Here is a 20,984-nt window from a genome sequence, read left to right as displayed (position 1 = left end):
CGGAAAGGCGCTTAGGCGGCGGACAGGGCAACTTCGGCTGCCTGCGGAGCCATGGGGAAGCCGAGCTTCTCGCGCGAGTCGTAATAGGCCTGGGCCACCAGGCGCGACAGCGTGCGCACGCGGCCGATGTAGGCGGCGCGTTCGGTTACCGAGATGGCGCCACGCGCATCGAGCATGTTGAAGCTGTGCGAGGCCTTCATGATCTGCTCGTAGGCCGGCAGGGTCAGTTCCAGCTCGATCAGGCGTTTCGCTTCCGATTCGTGATTCGCAAAGGCCTGGAACAGCAGGTCGGTATTGGCGTGTTCGAAGTTGTAGGTCGACTGCTCGACTTCGTTCTGGTGGAAGACGTCTCCGTAGGACAGCTTCTTGGTGGTACCGTTTTCTTCCCACTCGGTCCAGACCAGGTCGTAGACGTTTTCCACGCCCTGCAGGTACATCGCCAGGCGCTCGATGCCGTAGGTGATCTCGCCCAGCACCGGCTTGCAGTCGAGGCCGCCGACTTGCTGGAAATAGGTGAACTGGGTCACTTCCATGCCGTTCAGCCAGACTTCCCAACCGAGGCCCCAGGCGCCCAGGGTCGGGCTTTCCCAGTCGTCCTCGACGAAGCGCACGTCGTTCTTTTTGAGGTCCAGGCCCAGCGCTTCGAGCGAACCGAGGTAGAGGTCGAGAATGTTTTCCGGCGCCGGCTTCAGCACGACCTGGTACTGGTAATAGTGCTGCAGGCGGTTCGGGTTTTCGCCGTAGCGGCCATCCTTCGGACGGCGCGAAGGCTGCACATAGGCGGCGCGCCAGGGTTCCGGTCCGATCGCGCGCAGGAAGGTGCCGGTGTGGAAAGTGCCGGCGCCAACTTCCATGTCATACGGCTGGAGCAGGGCGCAACCTTGTTTATCCCAATAGGACTGCAAGGTGAGAATGATTTGTTGGAATGTGAGCATCGGCTATGGGCGCACGCATGGCGGCGCGAACATTGTAGGTTTGCAGGTTTGTCAATAAGGACAATTCTAGCGGGTTTTACCCGGCATCTGGGACCGGATTCAACCCATCTTGCCGACATTGGCCTTTTTCAGGCGGTATTTGCGGCCCGAAAACCAGGCAGCCGCCAGCGCCAGCGCGCCCAGCAAAAGGAACAGGGCGTTGCCGAAGCGGATGTAGGGCGTCATGCCCGCGGTGCCGCGCACGGTCGCACTCAGCGTGCCTTTCGTGTAGAAGGGCAGCAGGTGGGTGACCTTGCCGCGATGGTCGATCACCGCGGTGGCGCCGTCGTTGGTCGCGCGCAGCATCGGCCGGCCCGTTTCCAGGGTGCGCATGCGCGAAATTTGCAGGTGCTGCGGTACCGCGCTCGACTGCCCGTACCAGGACAGGTTCGACACGTTCAGCAGCATCGTCGCCGGTTGCGGGGCGGTGCGCAGCTGGTAGGCGATCTCTTCGCCAAACACGTCTTCATAGCAAATGTTCGGCAACACCCACTGATCCTTCACCTTGAACGGCGCCTGCAGCGGCTTGCCGCGGGTGGCGTCGCTCAGCGGAATGTTCAGCATGTCGGTGAACCAGCGGAATCCCGGCGGAATGAATTCGCCGAAGGGCACCAGGTGCGCCTTGTCGTAACGGTAAGGCTGGGGCTGCGGCGACACCGCGACCACGCTGTTGGCGTACTGTGTGGGGCCGTCGAGCAAGGGCATGCCGAGTGCCAGCGTGCTGCCGTTTACACTGGCAAAGCGCTGCAGGCTCTCGAGATAACCCGGCGGCAGCATGTGGGCGAACACGGGAATGGCCGTTTCCGGCGTGGCGATCAGGTCGGCCGGGGCCGCCGTGATCATGCCGCGATACTGGTCCAGGATGCTCTCGAGGAAGGCGTAGTCGAATTTGCGGTCTTGCGGGATAGCGCCCTGCAACAGGCGTACCGTCAGCGGCGCACCCGTCACATGGGTCCACTCGACGCTACGCAGGCTCATGCCGACCAGCAGCAACACGGCGAACAGGTCGAGCGTCAGCAGGCGCTTGCGCTGGGTGAGCTTGACCAGGCAGCCTGCGCAAAGCGCGACAATGACACCGATGCCATAGACGCCGACGAGCGGCGCGTAGCCGGCCAGCGGAGAACGATCGTGCGCGTAGCCGGAAGCGGCCCAGGGGAAACCGGTAAACACCCAGCCGCGCATCCATTCGGAGACGCCCCAGGTGACGGGCAAGACCAGCAACACGAAAGCGCCGAGCGGCAGCGACCAGCGCCGCCGCAGCCAGCTCGCCACGCCGGTGGCAAAGGCGCCGAACAGGCCCATGTACAGGCCCAGGATGACGACCCCGATCACGCCAAGGATGGCCGGCAGGTGGGCGAAGCGGGTCATGAAGATGAACAGCCACCACATCGCGCCGACCGACCAGCCGAAGCCGAAGGCCCAGCCAAGCAGGGTGGCGCGCTTGACCGAGCTGCCAAGGCCGACCTGGTAGAACAGGTAAGCGAGCAGGAGGAACTGCAGCGGCCACCAGCCGAAAGGCTCGAAGGAAAACAGGGAGGCGCCGCCGGCGGAGGGCGACAGTCACCAGCGCGGCGGCGGAAGGGCGGGTGCCGCGCGCGGCCGCAGCCGCAGCCAGGTCAGCCGGCGCGGCGGGAGTCGAACGGCGACGCAACATCACTCGTCGTCGTCGCGATTGGTCGCGGAATGTGGCAGCTTTTCTACCAGCAGCACGTGGATCTGGCGCGCATCGGCGCGCAGCACCTCGAAGCGCAGATTGCCCAGCGTAAATTCCTCGCCCTTGTGGGGCATGCGGCCGAGGTGGCCGGCGACGAAGCCGCCGATGGTGTCGGCGTCGTCGGCCGGCAGGTCGACGCCGATTTCCTCGTTGAACTGGTCGATCTCGGTCAGGGCTTTCACGCGCCAGCGGGGCCCCAGCTGGCCTTCCTTGACCGACAACACGTTATCTTCTTCCTCGTCGAAGTCGTACTCGTCCTCGATGTCGCCGACGATCTGTTCCAGCACGTCTTCGATGGTGATCAGGCCGGCGACGCCGCTGTATTCGTCGACGACGATGGCCATGTGGTTGTGGTTGGCGCGGAAATCGCGCAGCAGTACGTTCAGGCGTTTCGATTCGGGAATGAAGATCGCCGGGCGCAGCATGGCGCGCACGTCGAAGGTTTTTTCCGTGTAATAGCGCAGCAAATCCTTGGCCAGCAGAATGCCGACGACCTTGTCGCGCTCGCCTTCGATGGCGGGGAAGCGCGAGTGCTGGGTTTGCAGCACGATCGGCAGCCATTCCTCGATCGGATCGGTAATGTCGACCACGTCCATCTGGGACCGGGGCACCATGATGTCGCGCGCGGACAGGTCGGAGACCTGGAACACACCTTCGATCATCGACAGGGCGTCGGCGTCGATCAGGTTGCGCTCGTGTGCTTCATGCAGCACTTCAAGCAACTCGGTGCGGTTTTCTGGCTCAGGGGAAATGAGTGCGGTCAGTCTTTCGAAAAGCGACCGGTGGGGTTTGGCGTCCGATCGGACGTCACTGGGATACTCGGGCATAGTTGGCGTGAAGCCGTTGTTGCGATTGGCATAGGATACACCAAAAGCGCCCCGGCCTGAGTGGCAGGCAGGCGTGCGCGCTCGGCCTCAGCGTGCCGCAGCGCCTTCGCATATGATATGACAATTGGTCAAATGCAAAGGAAACGCCCCATGCCCGCCCTTACCATTAACGGCACTGCCACCACCCTCGACGTGCCCGACGACATGCCCTTGTTGTGGGTGCTGCGTGACGTCGCGGGCTTGACCGGTACCAAGTTCGGCTGCGGCCAGGCCCTGTGCGGCGCCTGCACCGTGCACCTCGACGGCCAGGCTATCCGCTCCTGCGTCACCCCGGTGTCGGCGGCGGCGGGCAAGAAGATCGTGACGATCGAGGCGATCGGCAATGATCCTGTCGGTGCCAAGGTGCAAGATGCCTGGCGCCAGATCGACGTGGTGCAGTGCGGTTATTGCCAGTCGGGCCAGATCATGTCGGCCACGGCCCTGCTGCAGACGACGCCGAAGCCGAGCGACGCCGATATCGACAATGCCATGTCGGGCAACATCTGCCGCTGCGGTACCTATGGACGGATCCGCCAGGCGATCAAGATCGCCGCCGCCAAATAAGGAGCGCACATGAGCCAGGACAAAGACCTGCAGGTGTCGAACGCGCGCCGCCGTTTCATGCAGCTCGGCGCCACCGCCGGCGGGGGATTGCTGTTCGGTTTCTCGCTGTTCGGTTGCCAGAAGGAGAATGATCGGAAGGAGGCGCCGCCGGAGAAGGCGGTCGGCCAGGCTAGCACGGCCCATTCGGAAACGCAGCCCGGGCTGGCGCGCGACGCCTTCATCCGCATCGACCGCATGGGCATCGTCACCCTGATCGTCCACAAGGTCGAGATGGGGCAGGGCACCTTCACGGCGATGCCGATGCTGCTCGCGGAAGAGCTGGGTGCCGATCTGTCGAAGGTCAAACTCGAACAGGCACCGGCGAACAACGAGCTCTATGCCGATCCGCTGCTGGGCGGCCAGGTAACGGGCGGTTCGACCTCGGTGCGCGGTGCCTGGAAGCCGCTGCGCGAAGCAGGTGCCATGGTGCGCAGCGTGCTGATTGCCGCTGCCTCCAAGCAATGGAACGTCGGTACGGACGAGTTGCAGGTGGTGGCGGGAAATGTCAGGCACCAGGCGTCCGGCCGTTCGGCCCATTTCGGCGAGCTGGTCGATGCTGCCTCGAAAATGGACCTGCCGAAAAACGTCAAGTTGAAGGATCCCGAGCAGTTTGTGCTGATCGGCAAGAACATGCGCCGCCTTGATTCCCCGGCCAAGGTGAATGGCACGGCCCAGTTCGGTATCGATGCGCGCCTGCCCAATATGGGCATCGCCGCGGTGGCGGCCTCGCCCGTGATGGGTGGCAAGCTCGTCGGCGTGGACGAGCAGAAAGCCATGGCGGTGAAGGGCGTGCGCCAGGTGCTGCGCCTGGAGGGGGCGGTGGCCGTCGTCGCCGATCACTTCTGGGCCGCGAAGCAGGGCCTGCTGCCGCCGCCGCCGCGCTGGGACGATGGTGCCAACGGCAAGGTGAACCTGAAGGGCATCGTCGCCGACATGATGAAGGTGTCGCAGGGCGGCGGCGCCGTTGCCGCGGACAAGGGCAATGCCATCGACGCCCTGGCGCGCGACGGCGGCCGCAAGATCGAGGCCGTCTATGAGATGCCCTTCCTGGCCCACGCGACCATGGAACCGATGAATTGCACGGTGGACTTGCGCGCAGACGGTTGCGACCTGTGGGTCGGCACCCAGGTGCCGGCGCTGGCCCAGGGCGCCGCCGCCAAGGTGGCAGGGCTGCCTGTCGAGAAAGTGGCTGTACACAACCACTATATTGGTGGCGGCTTCGGCCGGCGCCTGGAAGTCGATTACGTCATCCAGGCCGTCGCCTTCGCCAAGCTGATGAAAGGGCCCGTGAAATTCATCTGGACCCGCGAAGAAGATATCCAGCACGACATGTTCCGCCCGTATTACGTGGACCGGCTGGCCGCGCGCCTGGACGACAAGGGTAAACCGGCCGCCTGGTTCCACCGTGTCACCGGTTCGTCGATCATGTCGCGCTTTGCGCCGCCGGCCATGAAGAACGGGGTCGATCCGGATGCGGTGGAGGGTGCTGCCGACCTGCAGTACACGATTCCCGACATGCGTGTGGAATACGTGCGTCACGAACCGCCGGGTGTGCCAACGGCGTTCTGGCGCGGCGTGGGCCCGACCCATAACGTGTTCGTGGTCGAGAGTTTCATCGACGAGCTGGCGCATGCGGCCAAGCAGGATCCGGTGGCGTTTCGCCGCGGACTACTCGATAAATCGCCGCGCACCCTGGCCGTGCTCAATTTGGCGGCGCAAAAGGCGGGCTGGGGCAAGCCGCTGGCGCCGATTGCCGGCCGCAAGGTCGGACGCGGCGTGTCGACCCAGTTTGCTTTCGGCAGCTATATGGCGCAGGTGGCCGAGGTGTCGGTGGGGCCGGATGGCGACGTACGCGTGCACCGTGTGGTCTGTGCGGTCGACTGCGGGCAGGCGGTCAATCCCGACACCATCGTCGCGCAGATGGAGGGCGGCATCGTGTTCGGGGCGACGGCAGCGCTGTGGAACGAGATCACGCTGGATCGTGGCCGCGTGCAGCAAACCAATTTCGGCGACTACCGCATGATGCGCATTAACGAGGCGCCGAAGGTGGAAGTCCACATCGTCAACAGCCGGGATGAACCGGGCGGTATCGGTGAGCCGGGCACGGCGGGAATTGCACCGGCGCTGACGAACGCCGTATTCGCGGCCACGGGCAAGCGGATTCGCAAGTTGCCGATCGGGGAGCAGTTGGGACGGGCGTGAAGGGAGAGCTCCGCCTTGGGCATTTGTGGCTCATCGCTTGATGGTGTCTGGTACCAAGCGATGAGACCGCGTGGGCACAAGTGCCCACCCTACAGGTTGCGGCTTTTCGTAGGGTGGGCACTCCGTGCCCATGCGGTCTCATAGCAAGCAGGTGGCAATGCACGCCGGTGCCGCGCCAGGCTATGGCTGGCTCGGCTTTGTCCCTGGCCCGCAAACAAGCTCCTGCAAGCTGCGGCACTGCCGTTCGCGGTTGGCCGGATGCTTGTCGAGGCTGCGTTGCCCCTGCTCGACGCTGGCGCTGTATTCGGCGCTGGCACGCAGCCGCGCCTGCCAGCTTTTAAATTGCTCATCGTTCAGGTGGCAAGCCACGAGGCGCCGCACCGCGTCCTGGTAGACACGGGCCTGGGCAGGATACGCCGCAGCGCAGGCTTGCGCCGCGCCTTCCATCGCACCGATATAGCGCGCCTCGGAGAGCTCCTGGGCTGATGCGCCGAGCGGCAGCAGCATCAGCAATGCCGCCGCCCCATGTCGCATTGGCTTCATCAACATGGCGCCAGCGCCCAAGGCCGGCACCTCAGGCGTTGTCGGCGTAGGGATCCGGATACCCGAGCACTTCCATGATGTCGCGCTCGAACTGTTCCATCTCCTCGGCTTCCTCGTCGACTTCGTGATCGTATCCCTGGGCATGCAGCACGCCGTGCACGACCAGGTGCGCCGCGTGCTCCTCGACCGTCTTCTTCTGTTCCTCGGCTTCGCGCTGCAGCACGTCCGTGCACAGGATGATGTCGGCCTGGGTCGGCTCGTCCTCGCCCAGCTCCTCGCCCTCGTTGTAGGCAAAGGTCAGGACGTTGGTGGCGTAGTCCTTGCCGCGATAGGTGCGGTTCAGCGTCTGCCCCTCCGCGCTGTCGACGAAGCGGATCGTCAGTTCGGCCGGGCCAAGCAGGGTAGCGCGCACCCAGCGCTCGACGAGCTCGGGCGTGATGGTCGATTCGAGGCGGGCGTCCGGGTACTGGACGTCCAGGTCAAGCTCATGGTTTTTTTCTTGCATTTCGGGCCGTGGCGGGTTTTGGCAGCGCGCCCATTTCCTGGACGGCGCTGGCCTTGTCATAAGCGTCGACGATGCGCGCCACCAGCGGATGGCGCACCACGTCGGCGCTCGAGAAGTGGGTAAAGGCGATGCCGCGCACATCCTTCAGCACGTGGATGGCATCGACCAGGCCGGAGCGCTGGGTCTTGTGCAGGTCGACCTGGGTGACGTCGCCGGTGATGACGGCCTTGCTGCCGAAACCGATACGCGTCAGGAACATCTTCATCTGCTCGACCGTCGTGTTCTGCGCCTCGTCGAGGATGACGAAGGCGTGGTTCAGCGTGCGGCCGCGCATGTAGGCCAGCGGGGCGATCTCGATGACCTGCTTTTCGAAGAGTTTTTGCGTGCGGTCAAAGCCGAGCAGATCGTAGAGCGCGTCGTACAGCGGGCGCAGGTAAGGATCGACCTTCTGGCTGAGGTCGCCAGGCAGGAAACCGAGGCGCTCGCCCGCCTCGACGGCCGGACGGGTCAGGATGATGCGCTTCACGGCGTCGCGCTCGAGGGCGTCGACGGCGCAGGCGACGGCAAGATAGGTCTTGCCGGTACCGGCCGGGCCGACGCCGAAGCTGATGTCGTGCTCGAGCACGGCTTTCAGGTACTGGATCTGGTGCGGGGTGCGGCCGCGCAGGTCGCTGCGGCGCGTCTTGAGCATCGGGCTGACGAGTTCCGGGTCGGCTTCGCTCCCTTCGGCGCCATCCTCATCGCCGCTGCCGGGGCGCTTGGCCTCGGGTTGCGCAGTGTCTGGGCCGCGCCTTCGATGGTCGGGCGCAGGCCGGCGCGTTGCTCGACCAGGGCCAGCTGGACTTCCTCGATCGGCACGACCTTGTTCGCCACGGCATAGAAGCGCTCGAGCAGTTCGACCGCGCGCTCGGCGTTGGCGCCGTTGACGATGAACTTCTCGCCGCGGCGGAAGATGGTCACGTCGAGCGCCGCGGAAATCTGGCGCAGGTTTTCGTCGAGCGGACCGCACAGGTGGGCGAGCCGGGTGTTATCCATCGGCTCGGGAATGAAGTACGAAGGCTGGGTTGGGTTTTGTGTTTTCAACTGGCTTGGGCAATCGTATCTGAGTTGGCGACGAGTTCGCCGCGCAATGAGTAATCCAGGCTCTCGACCACGCGCACGTCGACCAGTTGGCCGATCAGCGTGGCGCCAAGTTCGCCCGGCGCGAAAATGACCACCCGGTTGTTCTCGGTGCGGCCTTGCAGTTCGTTCGGATCTTTCTTTGACGGTCCCTCGACCAGCACGCGCTGGACGGTGCCGACCATGGCCGCGCTGAACTTGCGCGTGTTGGCGTCGATGAGGGCTTGCAGGCGTTGCAGGCGCACGAGCTTGACCTCGTGCGGAGTGTCGTCTTCCAGGTTGGCGGCCGGGGTGCCCGGACGCTTGCTGAAGATAAAACTGAAACTGTTGTCGAAGCCCACATCGTCGACCAGTTTCATCATGGCCTCGAAGTCGGCATCGGACTCGCCGGGGAAGCCGACGATGAAGTCGGAGGAGATGGCGATATTCGGACGCACCGCGCGAATGCGGCGAATGATCGATTTATATTCCAGGCCGGTATAGCCGCGCTTCATGGCTTGCAGGATGCGGTCCGACCCGTGCTGCACGGGCAGGTAGAGGTGGTTCACCAGCTGCGGGATCTTCGCGTAGGCGTCGATCAGGCGCTGGGTGAATTCCTTCGGATGGCTGGTAACGAAGCGCAGGCGTTCGATGCCGGGAATGGCGGCAATGTATTCCAGCAGCAGGGCGAAGTCGGCGGTGTCCCCATTTTCCATGGCGCCGCGGAAGGCATTCACGTTCTGCCCCAGCAGCATGATTTCCTTGACGCCCTGGGCCGCCAGGCCGGCCACTTCGGTCAGCACGTCTTCGAAGCGGCGCGACACTTCCTCGCCGCGGGTATAAGGCACCACGCAGTAACTGCAATACTTGCTGCAGCCTTCCATGATCGACACGTAGGCCACCGGACCTTCGATTTTGGCCGGCGGCAGGTGATCGAACTTCTCGATTTCAGGAAAGCTGATGTCGACCTGGGCCGTGCCGCTGCTGCGCCGTTCGCGGATCATCTGGGGCAGGCGATGCAGGGTTTGTGGCCCGAACACCATATCCACATGCGGTGCGCGCTTGACGATGGCCTCGCCTTCCTGGGATGCAACGCAACCACCGACACCGATGATGAGGTCGGGGCGCGCGCGCTTGAGTTCTTTCAGGCGGCCCAAATCCGAAAACACTTTTTCCTGCGCTTTTTCGCGCACAGAACAAGTATTAAAGAGGATGACGTCGGCATCGTCGGGTTTATCGGTGCGCACGAGTCCGTCGGACGCGCCCAGCACGTCCGCCATCTTGTCCGAGTCGTACTCGTTCATTTGGCAGCCGAAGGTTTTGATGAATACTTTTTTCTGCATGAGGTGCTTCGTTGAAAGGTGTGCTGATGCTTTGACAAGGCGGCAGGCCAGTTTAACGTAAATCGCCTACCGCGACCAAAATTGGCGTGCGCGACCGGATGGTTGCATACCGAATGGAACTAATTGTTGCCTCGCCTGAAACGATTATCAACATGCTCAGATTGTTAAATTGCGCGAAGGAATCAAAACGCGGCAACCAAGGCTGAGTGCGCGTTTGCGCAAATTATTTCCTGATGTAAATCAACGGGTTCCTTCCAAATTCTTTTACACAAATTAGCGGAAGAAATCTCTTGCGTGCGCCACAAATTATCCCCATGTGTTGAAATGCCTATGTGACAAGCTTTCCACACGATAGCTTGATTTCCAACAATGAGTCATGTGCTCCGGACGTAGGTAAGGCAGGCGTAGGAGTCTGATAATTTGTTGGAAAGACAAGTGCGTTCGGGGGAGTGTTAAGCAGAGCGCATGCACGTCGGCATAGTTCTTAAGCAAAGATTCAGACTGGTTCTGTTTAATTGTTCAAGAGCGTGCCGGGAACTATGTTGATGAAAGTACAGTCTTTAACAAAGTTCGTAACGGAACTATTTTAAACCACACTCACGAGGTAAAAAATCATGGCACATCATGCTTTGTCTTCACAGGAAAGCTACAACCCGAACCATCTGCTCGACATTTTGCTGGGCAAGATGCAACTGAAAAATGACGCTGCGCTGTCGCGCATGCTCGAAGTGGCCCCGCCGGTCATCAGCAAGATCCGCCACCACCGCCTGCCGGTCGGCGCCTCGCTGCTGATCCGCATGCACGAAGTCACCGGCATGAGCATTCGCGACCTGCGCGACCTGATGGGCGACCGCCGCACGAAATATCGCCTGTCCGACGCGCAAGGCCGTCCGAAGCCAGAAGAGAAGGCAGCCGCAGCGGCAGCCGCCCAGCAACAGCAGCAACAGCAACAGTCGCAGACCAACGACGCAACGCCTTCGTCGTCCGGCAACTATGCGCACTAATACCGTGGGCGTGGCAGGATTGACTGCCATGCCTTCGGTTATGCCAGGCAGCGGCTTGGCGTCCTGAGGACGTCACGCACGCTGCCTTTTCTTTTTGCGCGTACCGTTGGCGAAGCGCAGATGCGTTGTCGCCTTTTTTTCCTCCGTTTTTCCTCCTGTTTCCTCTTTGCCGCGTCGGCTTCCCGGCCGTGGCGTCCCTGGCCATCTGAAGCTTCCCGTCCCGCGCAGTCACGGCAATGAAGGCACGATTGCTGTATTCTCGCCCTGCCGCGCCGGCCACGCCGCCTGGCGCAGGCTTGTCGATACCCATAAAGGACATCCATGAAACTGTATTTCAGCCCCGGCGCCTGCTCGCTCTCTCCGCACATCGTCTTGCTCGAAACCGGGCTGCCCTTCACGGCCGAGCGCGTCGACCTGCGTAACAAGCTGACGGCGAGCGGCGCGGATTTCCGTGCCGTCAATCCGAAAGGCTATGTGCCGGCGCTGGCGCTGGACGACGGTACCGTCCTGACCGAAGGGCCCGCCATTGTCCAGTACCTGGCCGACCTGGTGCCGGGCGCGGGCCTGCTGCCGCCAGTGGGCGAGGTCGCACGCTACCAGATCGTCGGCTGGCTGGGCTTCATTTCCAGCGAGCTGCACAAGAACTTCAGCCCGATGTTCAATCCGGCCGCGACCGACGACATGAAGGCGCATGCGCGCAGGATGCTCGGCCTGCGTCTCGAGTACGTGGCCGCGCAACTGGAAGACCGCGAGTACCTCGGTAAGGCCTTCAGCGTCGCCGATGCCTATCTGTTTACCGTACTAAGCTGGACCGACGTCATCAAGTTCGACCTGAGCGGCTTGCCGGCATTGGGAGCCTACCGTGCCCGTATCGGCGCGCGTCCGGCAGTGCAGCAGGCACTGCGCGCGGAAGGCCTGCTTCAATAATCGTACGTCGTCGTATGTGTATTGGCGGTAACATGGCGCCATGACCAGTGACCGCTATATCGCCCTGATACGAGGCATTAACGTCGGCCGCGCCAAACGCGTGGCGATGGCCGACCTGCGCAAGCTGGCCGAAGACCTCGGTTTTGACGATGTGCGCAGTGTTCTCAACAGCGGCAACATCGTGTTCAGCGCCGCTGCGGTCGAACCGGGCCTGGCCGCTGCGGCCATCGAGGAACAGCTGGTGCTCAAGCTCGGCGTCGCGGCACGTGTTCTGGTGCTGGGCCGCGAGGAACTGGCGGCGGTCCTTGCCGAAAACACGCTGCTGGAGCAAGCCTCGGACCATTCGCGCCTGCTGGTGTTCCTGCTGCCCGATGGGACGATGCGCGAAGTCATCCTGCCCTTGTGCGAGCGCGACTGGGGTCAAGAGGCGCTGGCGGTCGGACGGCGCGCGGCCTACGTCTGGTGTCCTACGGGCGTACTCGACAGTGCTGCCGCGGCCGCACTGGGCAAGCTATTGGGTGACAATACGACTTCGCGTAACTGGAACACGCTGTGCAAGCTGTACGCGCTGTGTACGGAGGCCGCGCCGGTGCCGCCGGGCGCCTGAACCTCATCCGCGGCCCGGCTTGCGACTCACTCGAATTTCTCGCTGCTTTCCCGCCGCGCCCGGTAACCGATCAGCACCAGGCCGACCAGCATCATGGCAAACACTTCCGGTTCGGGCAGTTCCGGCAAACGGCTGGGAAGCAGGGCAGCATACTGCAGGCCATGCTGCGCGCCATGCCGAGAAGGAACACTTCCCTGCAGGATGCGCGGCGGGGCGCTAGCTGCAGCAGGCTCGGGCGTCAGTTCGATGACCCTGGCCTGCGCGACGCCGCCGACGAGGAGGGCAAGTGCTGCTGCGAGGGCGATTCTGTTCACGGTCGTTCCTTCCTTGCAGGTGCTGATACAAGCACCCGATACACAAACAAACGGCACGGCGGAGCAACGGCGTTGACGACATGGGCATCGTCATGGACAGCATAGCAAAACAGCGTGTCGCGACCTTGTTCGATTCGTTCGGAAAACACAGGGGCAAGGCACGGCCGGAAGCTTGCCTGGCCATGTTAAAGAAATGCGACAAGCGTTCATGTCAGCGGTATCAAACGAACAAGCCATATCGACAAGTTCGTTAAAGAACGGGCAACGACTTTTCCTGCTGAGCAGGCGGAATGCTGCTTTCTTTGCCAAGTCGGCAATGAAAACCGTTGCCAGCTTTTCCAGCTATGAGATCGATCAAAAAATTTTAAGCTCCACGTATACATCCCCGGTTTTTTTACAGGTATAGTCTCCCTATCCCTGTTGCCTTAGGGCATCAAAACGATGTCGAACACACATGTTCGCATCCCCCACGGCCCCTGCGCCGCCGCTGCTCCGACAAGCGCCAATCGGAAAAGCCTTCGCTGTTTGCACTGTCGCATCACGCGCACCCATACATTTGTAGAGTACCGATATGCCCAACTTTGCTCGACTTCAGATTGCCTTCAAGAACGTCTACGTACGCATCGCCGCAGCCATGCTGCTGGGCATTGCCACCGGCGTGGCGATCTATTCGGCCAACGTGCCGCAGGATCCAAGCCCGGTCGTTCACTCCCAGGACATTTCTGAAATCACGCGCCTGGCAGCCCAGAAGGACAAGCTCGAGTACCTGATGGTGGCCAAGCCGCTGTCCGAGTCGCCGCGCTATGTCTACAAGTTCAAGGGTGCCCCGCAGCTGCACGTGGTCAAGGTGCCGAGCACCTCGCACCTGTCGCTCGAGCGCGAAGTGCTGCTGAAGAACGCGATTCCGTATTCGATCGCCAAGGAAGACTTCCTCGCGTCGCACGAAGCCGTGCTCGACGAGGGCACGGGCTTTGCCGCCGGCACCGGCGACTTCCTCAAGCGCCACGCTTTCGAGATCGTCCTGCTGCTGTTGATCGTCTACAGCCTGAAGTTCGGCATCCCGGGCATGGGTGCGAGCTCGACCATGATCACCCCTGACAAGCTCAAGGGCAGCATGGATGACCTGATCGGCATGGAAGACATCAAGCAGGAAGTGCTGCACCTGGAAGACATGATCCGTAACCGTGAGGAATACGCGTCGCACAACATCGACAAGCCCTTCAACGTGATGCTGACCGGGCCTGCCGGTACCGGTAAAACCAAGCTGGTCGGTTACCTGGCCAAGCGCCTGAACATGCCGCTGATTTCCGCTTCCGGTTCGGCGCTGGAATCGGGCTACGTCGGCGGCGGCTCGAAAGCGCTGAACGCCCTGTACCGCAAGGCCTGCGCCAAGGGCAAGTGCATCATCTTCCTCGACGAAGGCCAGAGCCTGTTCATGCCGCGCGGCCGCAGCGAAAAGAAATGGGAAGACGATACCGCCAACACCCTGCTGGGCCTGCTGGACGGCGTGAAGAGCGACAAGGGCCAGAACGTGATCTGGATCATCGCCTCGAACTTCGACGATGCCTCGACCGAGATGGACGAAGCGATGCTGCGCCGCTTCTCGGTGAAGATCAACTTCCGCCTGCCAAACAAGGGCGAGCGCCGCGAATTGCTGCGTAGCTTCCTGTCCCGTAAGAAGGAAGGGCTGGTCGACTATAACGACCTCGACCTGGACCAGGTGGCCGAAATTACCCAGAACCTGAGCCCGGCGCTGCTGGAAACCGTGGTCGAGCGCGCATCGATGCTGTCGATCCAGGAAAAGACGATCATCAATACCGATTTGCTGTTCCGTGCCTACGAGCGTGCCACCATCGGCCTGACCGACCGCGCCACGACGGCTGAAAAACACAAGCAGCGCGAGCGCATCGCCCTGCACGAACTGGGCCACTTCTTCATGCAGATCGACCCGCACCTGCGCGCCGGCCTCAGCCTGTCCGAAGTGAAGGAAAAGTCGCACTTGTTGAAGATTTCGACGGAAGCCGTCTCTAAAATCGGCGCCCTGGGTTATGTGCTGCAGTCCGGTGACGACATGTCGCTGCGCACGCTGGAAGAACTCGAGCGCGACGTGATCGGCCTGTACGGCGGCATGGCGGCCGAAGAGCTGTTCTACGGCGCCCGCGGCATCTCGGTCGGCGCCCAGAACGACATCGAGAAGGTCACCAAGATGCTCAACCTGATGGTGAACCGCCTGTCGATGTATTCGCGTTCGAAGATCGACTACAGCCAGTTGAAAAACGACGCCAGCGGCGAGCACACGCTGCGCCAGATGGAAGAGAAGGCCGACGAACTGTATAGCTACACCCTGGGCGCGATGCGCGACTACCGCGCGCTGATCGAATCGCTGAAGGACACGCTGCTCGACCAGTACGTGCTGTCGAAAGACGCCGTCTTCACGCTGCTGGAAGAGCGCAAGGACCTGCTGAACTTCGCGCCGAAACATGCGAACCTGAAGCTGTGCGCCGAGACCGGGGAGATGGTGGCGGCGTAAGCCAAAGCGTTACCGCTCAATAAAAAAGCCCGCTGTGCGTTGCCGCCAGCGGGCTTTTTTGCGGGCAAACGGGCTATGTATATGCCGGTAGGGTAGGCGGGTTCCCCGCCTGCGCGTTCAATGCACGGATGCGTCTGACCGCGCCCCTTTGCAAGGGATGATGGAACGCGTAGGCGGCGGAGCCGCCTACCCTACGTGTTTTCCCGGCGGGCGCCGTACGTGCCAGCTCAATGCCCGTGCTGCACATCCTTCAGCGAATCGATGACATAACGCGTCATGCTCCCCGCCAGCTCCTGTTCGCCCAGAAACACCTTGCCGCCCGTGTCGGTGCGCAGCAGCTTGGCTTCTTCCGCGTTATGGGTACGCACCACGCAGCGGATGCCCGGGTTGAGCATCTTCGCCGTTTCGATCATGGCGCGCACGTGGAAGGTGTCGGGCGTGGCGATCACCAGTACTGCCGCCTGCGCGATGTGCGCCTGGATCAGCACCGCCGGCTCGGCCGCGTTGCCGACCACGGCCGGCTGGTCCTGGCGGCGCAGCATCTCGACCAGCTCGCGGTTCTGCTCGGCGACGACGAAGTGGACGCCCGGGCCGTCAGTTCTGCCGCGATCATCCGCCCCACGCGGCCGTAGCCGACCAGCACCACCTGGCCGGTGAGGCGCTCGTGGGGCACCGTCATCGGCAGTTCGGCCAGCGGATCGTTCGAGCGTTCCAGCTTGCCGGCGATGCCGGACTTGTCGCGCAGCCAGCGCTGCAGCGGCTCGATCGCCTTGAACAGCAGCGGGTTCACCGCGATCGAGATGATGGCGCCGGCCAGGATCAGGCTTTGCCCTTCCTGCGGCATCAGTTCCAGCGAAATGCCGAGCGCGGCCAGGATGAACGAGAACTCGCCGATCTGCGCCAGGCTGGCCGAGACCGTGATCGCGGTATTCAAGGGATAGCGCAGCGCCAGCACCAGCACCATCGCCGCGATCGACTTGCCAAAGATGATCACCGCGACCACCGCCAGCACCCGCAAGGGGCTCTCGACCAGCACCATCGGGTCGAACAGCATGCCGACCGAGACAAAGAACAGCACCGAGAACGCGTCGCGCAACGGCAAGGATTCTTCGGCCGCGCGGTGCGAGAGGTCCGATTCGCGCAGCACCATGCCGGCAAAGAAGGCGCCCAGCGCGAACGACACGCCGAACAATTCGGAGGAGCCGTAGGCGATGCCGACCGCGGCCGCGATCACGGCCAGCGTGAACAGCTCGCGCGACGCCGTCTTGGCGACCTTCCACAGGAACCAGGGAAAGAGCTTGCGGCCGACTACCAGCATGAAGGCAACAAAAGCCCCGACCTGCAGCAGCGTCTTGCCAAGCGCGAGCCAGAGCGAAGTATCGCCGCCGGCGCTCTTGCCGCCCAGCGGGCCGGCCAAGGCCGGCAGCAGCACCAGCACCAGCACCGTCACCCGGGTCTTCCACCACCAGCCAGCCCACCGCGATGCGTCCGTTCATCGAGTCGAGGATACCGCGCGCTTCCAGCGCCCGCAGCAGCACCACGGTGCTCGCTACCGACAGCGCCAGGCCGAACACCAGGCCGGCTCCCAGCGACCAGCCCCACAGGTGCGCCATGCCGATGCCCATGGCGGTCGCCACCGCGATCTGCAGCACCGCGCCGGGCAGGGCGATTTTCCGTACATCGAGCAGGTCGCGCAGCGAGAAGTGCAGGCCCACCCCGAACATCAACAACATCACCCCGATCTCGGCCAATTGCGACGCCAGCGACACGTCGGCGACAAAACCCGGCGTGGCCGGTCCGATGACGATGCCGGCGGCCAGGTAGCCGACCAGCGCCGGCAGCTTCAGGCGCACGGCCAGCATGCCGAACAGGAGCCCGGCGCCCAGTGCGGCGGCGATGGTGGTGATCAGGCTGAGTTCATGATGCATGCAGGACGGCTCCTTATCAAGGTGGAATGCGGTCAGTATAAGCGAGTTAGCGACATGATCAGGAAAATAGAGGAAGGCTTCCAACGACTCGGCCGTTCGCCGCCGCGCCCTCTGGCTATAATCGATCGGATAAAGGCCGCCAAGCCAACCACCACAGGAGACAACATGAGCCGCAAGGTATTCGTGACCGGCGTCGGGATGATCCCCTTCGCCAAGCCCGGCGCGAGCGCGCCTTACCACCAGATGGGCGGCATTGCCGCCCGCGCCGCCCTGCAGGACGCCGGCGTCGACTACGCCGACATCGAGCAGGCCTATGCCGGCTACGTGTATGGCGACTCCACCTGCGGCCAGAAAGCCCTGTACGGCGTCGGCATGACCGGCATCCCCATCGTCAACGTCAACAACAACTGCTCGACCGGCTCCACGGCCCTGTTCTGGCGGCGCGCCAGGCAATCGCCAGCGGCGCCGCCGAATGCGTGCTGGTGCTCGGCTTCGAGCAGATGAGCCCAGGCGCGCTCGGCTCGGTGTTCACCGATCGCCCGGCGCCCTTCGACGATTTCGACGCCGTCACCGACCGCCTGGTCGGCAAACCGGAAATCCCCCTGGCGCTGCGCTACTTCGGCGGCGCGGGCCTGGCGCACATGCAGAAATACGGCACGCCCCGGAAGCGTTTGCGCGCATCCGCGCCAAGGCCAGCCGCCATGCCGTCAACAACCCGCTGGCGCTGTTCAAGAAGGAAGTCACCGCCCAGGACGTGCTCGACGCACCGATGATCTGGCCCGGCGTGATGACGCGCCTGATGGCCTGCCCGCCGACCTGCGGCGCCGCCGCTGCGGTGCTGGTGTCGGAAGAATTCGCGAAAAAGCGCGGCCTCAAGGCCGATGTGTTCATCGCCGCCCAGGCCATGACGACCGACCGCCCCAGCACGTTTGATGCCGACGACATGATGCGCCTGGTCGGCTACGAGATGAGCCGTGAAGCGGCCGATAAAGTCTACCGCCAGGCCGGCATCGGCCCGGAAGACCTCGACGTCGTCGAGCTGCACGACTGCTTCGCCCACAACGAGTTGATTACCTATGAAGCGCTCGGCCTGTGCCCGGAAGGCGGCGCCGACAAGTTCATCAATGATGGCGACAACACCTATGGCGGCAAGGTCGTCACCAACCCGTCCGGCGGGCTGCTCTCGAAAGGGCATCCGCTCGGCGCCACGGGTCTTGCCCAGTGCTTTGAATTGACTCACCAGCTGCGCGGCAGCGCCGGCGCTCGCCAAGTGGCGAATGCGCGCACGGCCCTGCAGCACAACCTGGGCCTGGGCGGTGCTTGCGTCGTCACCCTGTACCAGTCGGCATAAGGGACAGGCATGGAACTGATGACCCCATCCTGGATGAACCCGGAACTCGAAGGCTTCCGCGACGCCGTGCGCCGCTTTGTCGCCAGCGAAGTCGCGCCGCACGGCGAGCGCTGGCGCGCGCAGCAGCACGTCGACCGCGAGCTCTGGCACAAGGCTGGCGAAATGGGCCTGCTTGCCGCCGACATCCCCGAGGAATACGGCGGCTCGGGCGGCAATTTCGCCCACATGGCCATCGTCTTCGAGGAACTCGGCTACGCCGGCGACATGGCGTTTGGCTTGCACGTGCATGCCATCGTCGCCCACTACCTGCTGAACCAGGGCACCGAGGAGCAGAAGCGGCGCTACCTGCCGAAACTGGCCAGCGGCGAGATGATCGCGGCCATCGCCATGTCGGAACCGGGCGCGGGCTCCGACCTGAAAGGCATCCGCACGGTCGCCGTGAAGAGCGGCGATGGCTACCGGATGAATGGTTCGAAGACCTTCATCTCGAACGGCTACCTGGCGGACCTGATCCTGGTGGTGGCCAAGACCGACCCGGCTGCCGGCGCCAGGGGCATCTCGCTGATGCTGCTCGAAACGCGCGACAACCCGGGGGAAAGCCGCCACAAAGCGGGTTTCCGGGTCGGCCGCATCCTGGAAAAGGTCGGGCAGAAGGGGCAGGACACCTGCGAGCTGTTCTTCGACGACGCCCATGTCGGCCTGGACGGCGTGCTCGGTGGTGAAGAGGGCAGGGGTTTTGCCCAGCTGATGACGGAGCTGCCGTATGAACGTACGATCATCGGCGTGGCCGGCGTGGCCGCGATCGAACGGGCATTGCACCTGACGGTCGAACATGCGAAGGAACGCAAGGCCTTCGGCCAGGCCCTGATCGAGATGCAGAACACGCGTTTCGTCCTCGCCGAGATCAAGACCGAAGCGACGGTCGCGCGCATCTTCATCGACCGCTGCGTGGAAGACATGCTGGCAGGCCGCATGGACACGGTGCGCGCCTCGATGGCCAAGTACTGGATCTCCGACTTGCAGTGCAAGGTCGTCGACCAGTGCGTGCAGCTTTTCGGGGGCTACGGCTACATGCTCGAATACCCGATCGCCCAGATGTACGTCGACGCACGCGTCCAGCGCATCTACGGCGGCGCCAACGAGATCATGAAAGAGATCATCGCCCGCTCGCTGTGAGCGCTGGGCTTACGGACCCAACGAAACCACATACGTGAACGATGGCAGAACCGTAGGGTGGGCACGTCATTGAAGCCCCCGGCTTCAATGACCCCACGCGGTTACAACGCTCGACCACCACGAAAGCGTCATCATGCCCGGACCCCTGGCAGGCATCAAAGTCATCGAAATGGTCGGCATCGGCCCCTGTCCCTTCGCCGCGATGATGTTATCGGACATGGGCGCCGAGGTCATCCGCATCGACCGCAAAGCGAAACCCGGCGCCGACAATCCCTTCCCCATGCTGGGCACGAAATTCGACGTCATGGCCCGCGGCCGCCGTTCGCTCGCCCTCGACCTGAAGCACCCCGAAGCACGCGAAACGGTCCTCAGACTGGTCGAACAGGCCGACATCCTGATCGAGGGCTTCCGCCCCGGCGTGATGGAGCGCCTCGGCCTCGGCCCCGACGCCTGCCAGGCACGCAACGCGCGACTCGTTTTCGGCCGCATCACCGGCTGGGGCCAGACCGGCCCGCTGGCCCAAAGCGCCGGCCATGACCTGAACTACATCGCCCTGTCCGGCATGCTGCACGCGATGGGCCGTGCCGATACACCGCCAGCGCCGCCCCTGAACCTGGTCGGCGACTTCGGCGGCGGCGCCATGATGCTCGCCTTCGGCGTCGTCTGCGCCGCACTCGAAGCGAAAACCTCCGGCAAGGGCCAGGTGGTCGACGCCGCCATGACCGACGGTTCAAGCCTGCTCGGCGCCATGATGTACGGCCTGCGCGCCTTCGGCTCCTGGAACGATCGGCGTGAAGCCAACATGCTCGATGGCGGCGCGCCCTTCTACGACACCTATGCCTGCCACGACGGCAAGTTCCTCTCGGTGGGCGCAATCGAACCGCAGTTCTACGCCCAGCTGCTGGAACTGACCGGTGCCAGCGACCCTGACTTCAGGAAGCAATGGAGCCAGAAGCGCTGGCCGGAACTGAAGGCCAAGTTCGCGGCTTTGTTCGCGACCCGCACGCGCGACGAATGGTGCGCCCTGCTGGAGGGAACGGACGCCTGCGTCGCTCCTGTGCTGGATATGCAGGAGGCGCCGCTGCACCCGCACAATGCCGCGCGCGCCAGTTTCATCGAGATCGACGGCGTGCCCCAGCCAGCACCCGCACCGCGGTTCAGCCGCACCCAGCCCGAAGCAGGGCAGGCCGCGGCCGCGCCGGGCGAGCACAGCGCCGCCGTGCTCGCGGACTGGGGCTTCCCTGCCGACGCAATCGAAACGCTGAAAAACGCCGGGGTCATATAGGATTGCTACGGCAG

General features: G+C 63.4%; 15 protein-coding genes and 3 pseudogenes. 9 read left to right on the top strand and 9 right to left on the bottom strand.

Annotated features, from left to right (window positions below):
* Positions 1–11: 11 nt before the first annotated feature.
* From glyQ to G4G28_RS21205, 3 genes are all read right to left on the bottom strand, one after another.
* Positions 12–935: a glycine--tRNA ligase subunit alpha gene (gene glyQ, locus G4G28_RS21215; protein ID WP_182989817.1), complete on the bottom strand. Its 924-nt coding sequence runs from the start codon at positions 933–935 to the stop codon at positions 12–14.
* Between the two features lie 99 nt (positions 936–1,034).
* Complete coding sequence (gene lnt, locus G4G28_RS21210) at positions 1,035–2,474, bottom strand: apolipoprotein N-acyltransferase (protein ID WP_229508111.1); 1,440 nt, start codon at positions 2,472–2,474, stop codon at positions 1,035–1,037.
* Positions 2,475–2,627: 153 nt separating this feature from the next.
* On the bottom strand, positions 2,628–3,515 hold the full coding sequence (locus G4G28_RS21205; protein WP_182989816.1) for an HlyC/CorC family transporter: 888 nt from the start codon (positions 3,513–3,515) through the stop codon (positions 2,628–2,630).
* A gap of 150 nt (positions 3,516–3,665) precedes the next feature.
* Between G4G28_RS21205 and G4G28_RS21200 the strand changes: the two genes are divergently transcribed.
* Both G4G28_RS21200 and G4G28_RS21195 read left to right on the top strand, forming a co-directional pair.
* A complete protein-coding gene (locus G4G28_RS21200) occupies positions 3,666–4,118 on the top strand; it encodes a (2Fe-2S)-binding protein (protein ID WP_182989815.1) in 453 nt (150 codons plus the stop codon).
* A gap of 9 nt (positions 4,119–4,127) precedes the next feature.
* Positions 4,128–6,359, top strand: coding sequence for a xanthine dehydrogenase family protein molybdopterin-binding subunit (locus G4G28_RS21195; protein ID WP_183107803.1), 2,232 nt, complete (start codon positions 4,128–4,130; stop codon positions 6,357–6,359).
* A gap of 180 nt (positions 6,360–6,539) precedes the next feature.
* Here the strand turns inward: G4G28_RS21195 and G4G28_RS21190 are convergent, their stop codons facing one another.
* The 4 genes and pseudogenes from G4G28_RS21190 to miaB all read right to left on the bottom strand — a co-directional run bounded on the left by G4G28_RS21190 (position 6,540) and on the right by miaB (position 9,848).
* Positions 6,540–6,866 carry a hypothetical protein gene (locus G4G28_RS21190; protein WP_182989813.1) on the bottom strand — a complete coding sequence of 109 codons (327 nt, stop codon included), beginning with the start codon at positions 6,864–6,866 and terminating at the stop codon, positions 6,540–6,542.
* Between the two features lie 67 nt (positions 6,867–6,933).
* Entirely contained in the window at positions 6,934–7,407 is a 474-nt protein-coding gene (gene ybeY, locus G4G28_RS21185) for an rRNA maturation RNase YbeY (protein ID WP_182989812.1), read from the bottom strand.
* Positions 7,388–8,490 (bottom strand): annotated as a pseudogene (locus tag G4G28_RS21180) (PhoH family protein). Before G4G28_RS21180 ends, ybeY begins: the two are co-directional and overlap by 20 nt.
* Positions 8,487–9,848: a tRNA (N6-isopentenyl adenosine(37)-C2)-methylthiotransferase MiaB gene (miaB, locus tag G4G28_RS21175; RefSeq protein ID WP_182989810.1), complete on the bottom strand. Its 1,362-nt coding sequence runs from the start codon at positions 9,846–9,848 to the stop codon at positions 8,487–8,489. Before miaB ends, G4G28_RS21180 begins: the two are co-directional and overlap by 4 nt.
* A 614-nt stretch (positions 9,849–10,462) precedes the next feature.
* Between miaB and G4G28_RS21170 the strand changes: the two genes are divergently transcribed.
* The 3 genes from G4G28_RS21170 (at position 10,463) to G4G28_RS21160 (ending at position 12,386) form a co-directional block, all read left to right on the top strand.
* Positions 10,463–10,852, top strand: coding sequence for a hypothetical protein (locus G4G28_RS21170; protein WP_182989809.1), 390 nt, complete (start codon positions 10,463–10,465; stop codon positions 10,850–10,852).
* A 321-nt stretch (positions 10,853–11,173) separates the two neighbouring features.
* Complete coding sequence (gstA, locus tag G4G28_RS21165; RefSeq protein ID WP_182989808.1) at positions 11,174–11,779, top strand: glutathione transferase GstA; 606 nt, start codon at positions 11,174–11,176, stop codon at positions 11,777–11,779.
* A 40-nt stretch (positions 11,780–11,819) separates the two neighbouring features.
* Entirely contained in the window at positions 11,820–12,386 is a 567-nt protein-coding gene (locus G4G28_RS21160; protein WP_182989807.1) for a DUF1697 domain-containing protein, read from the top strand.
* 26 nt (positions 12,387–12,412) lie between these two features.
* Here the strand turns inward: G4G28_RS21160 and G4G28_RS21155 are convergent, their stop codons facing one another.
* Positions 12,413–12,700, bottom strand: a complete 288-nt coding sequence (locus tag G4G28_RS21155; RefSeq protein WP_182989806.1) for a PEP-CTERM sorting domain-containing protein — start codon at positions 12,698–12,700, stop codon at positions 12,413–12,415.
* A 571-nt stretch (positions 12,701–13,271) separates the two neighbouring features.
* On the opposite strand from G4G28_RS21155, the gene G4G28_RS21150 reads away from it, so the two are divergent.
* Positions 13,272–15,230, top strand: coding sequence for an AAA family ATPase (locus G4G28_RS21150; RefSeq protein ID WP_182989805.1), 1,959 nt, complete (start codon positions 13,272–13,274; stop codon positions 15,228–15,230).
* 227 nt (positions 15,231–15,457) lie between these two features.
* Here the strand turns inward: G4G28_RS21150 and ybaL are convergent.
* Positions 15,458–17,158, bottom strand: a pseudogene (gene ybaL / locus G4G28_RS21145) (YbaL family putative K(+) efflux transporter).
* A 165-nt stretch (positions 17,159–17,323) separates the two neighbouring features.
* Here ybaL and G4G28_RS21140 point away from each other — a divergent pair.
* The 3 genes and pseudogenes from G4G28_RS21140 to G4G28_RS21130 all read left to right on the top strand — a co-directional run bounded on the left by G4G28_RS21140 (position 17,324) and on the right by G4G28_RS21130 (position 20,970).
* Positions 17,324–18,509, top strand: a pseudogene (locus G4G28_RS21140) (lipid-transfer protein).
* Positions 18,510–18,518: 9 nt separating this feature from the next.
* Positions 18,519–19,685, top strand: a complete 1,167-nt coding sequence (locus G4G28_RS21135; protein ID WP_229507763.1) for an acyl-CoA dehydrogenase family protein — start codon at positions 18,519–18,521, stop codon at positions 19,683–19,685.
* 133 nt (positions 19,686–19,818) lie between these two features.
* A complete protein-coding gene (locus G4G28_RS21130) occupies positions 19,819–20,970 on the top strand; it encodes a CaiB/BaiF CoA-transferase family protein (protein ID WP_183107802.1) in 1,152 nt (383 codons plus the stop codon).
* Positions 20,971–20,984: the final 14 nt, after the last annotated feature.

The sequence above is a fragment of the Massilia sp. Dwa41.01b genome, assembly GCF_014171775.1.
Lineage (GTDB): Bacteria > Pseudomonadota > Gammaproteobacteria > Burkholderiales > Burkholderiaceae_D > Telluria.
Note: the sequence above shows the minus strand (reverse complement) of the source record. Positions and strands in the feature narration are given on the sequence as shown.

Excerpts from the sequence above, each read along its gene's own strand:
- glyQ (WP_182989817.1), bottom strand. The coding sequence starts at position 935 with ATGCTCACATTCCAACAAATCATTCTCACCTTGCAGTCCTATTGGGAT.
- G4G28_RS21205 (WP_182989816.1), bottom strand. The coding sequence starts at position 3,515 with ATGCCCGAGTATCCCAGTGACGTCCGATCGGACGCCAAACCCCACCGG.
- G4G28_RS21200 (WP_182989815.1), top strand. The coding sequence starts at position 3,666 with ATGCCCGCCCTTACCATTAACGGCACTGCCACCACCCTCGACGTGCCC.
- G4G28_RS21195 (WP_183107803.1), top strand. The coding sequence starts at position 4,128 with ATGAGCCAGGACAAAGACCTGCAGGTGTCGAACGCGCGCCGCCGTTTC.
- G4G28_RS21190 (WP_182989813.1), bottom strand. The coding sequence starts at position 6,866 with ATGCTGCTGCCGCTCGGCGCATCAGCCCAGGAGCTCTCCGAGGCGCGC.
- ybeY (WP_182989812.1), bottom strand. The coding sequence starts at position 7,407 with ATGCAAGAAAAAAACCATGAGCTTGACCTGGACGTCCAGTACCCGGAC.
- miaB (WP_182989810.1), bottom strand. The coding sequence starts at position 9,848 with ATGCAGAAAAAAGTATTCATCAAAACCTTCGGCTGCCAAATGAACGAG.
- G4G28_RS21170 (WP_182989809.1), top strand. The coding sequence starts at position 10,463 with ATGGCACATCATGCTTTGTCTTCACAGGAAAGCTACAACCCGAACCAT.
- gstA (WP_182989808.1), top strand. The coding sequence starts at position 11,174 with ATGAAACTGTATTTCAGCCCCGGCGCCTGCTCGCTCTCTCCGCACATC.
- G4G28_RS21160 (WP_182989807.1), top strand. The coding sequence starts at position 11,820 with ATGACCAGTGACCGCTATATCGCCCTGATACGAGGCATTAACGTCGGC.
- G4G28_RS21150 (WP_182989805.1), top strand. The coding sequence starts at position 13,272 with ATGCCCAACTTTGCTCGACTTCAGATTGCCTTCAAGAACGTCTACGTA.
- G4G28_RS21135 (WP_229507763.1), top strand. The coding sequence starts at position 18,519 with ATGGAACTGATGACCCCATCCTGGATGAACCCGGAACTCGAAGGCTTC.
- G4G28_RS21130 (WP_183107802.1), top strand. The coding sequence starts at position 19,819 with ATGCCCGGACCCCTGGCAGGCATCAAAGTCATCGAAATGGTCGGCATC.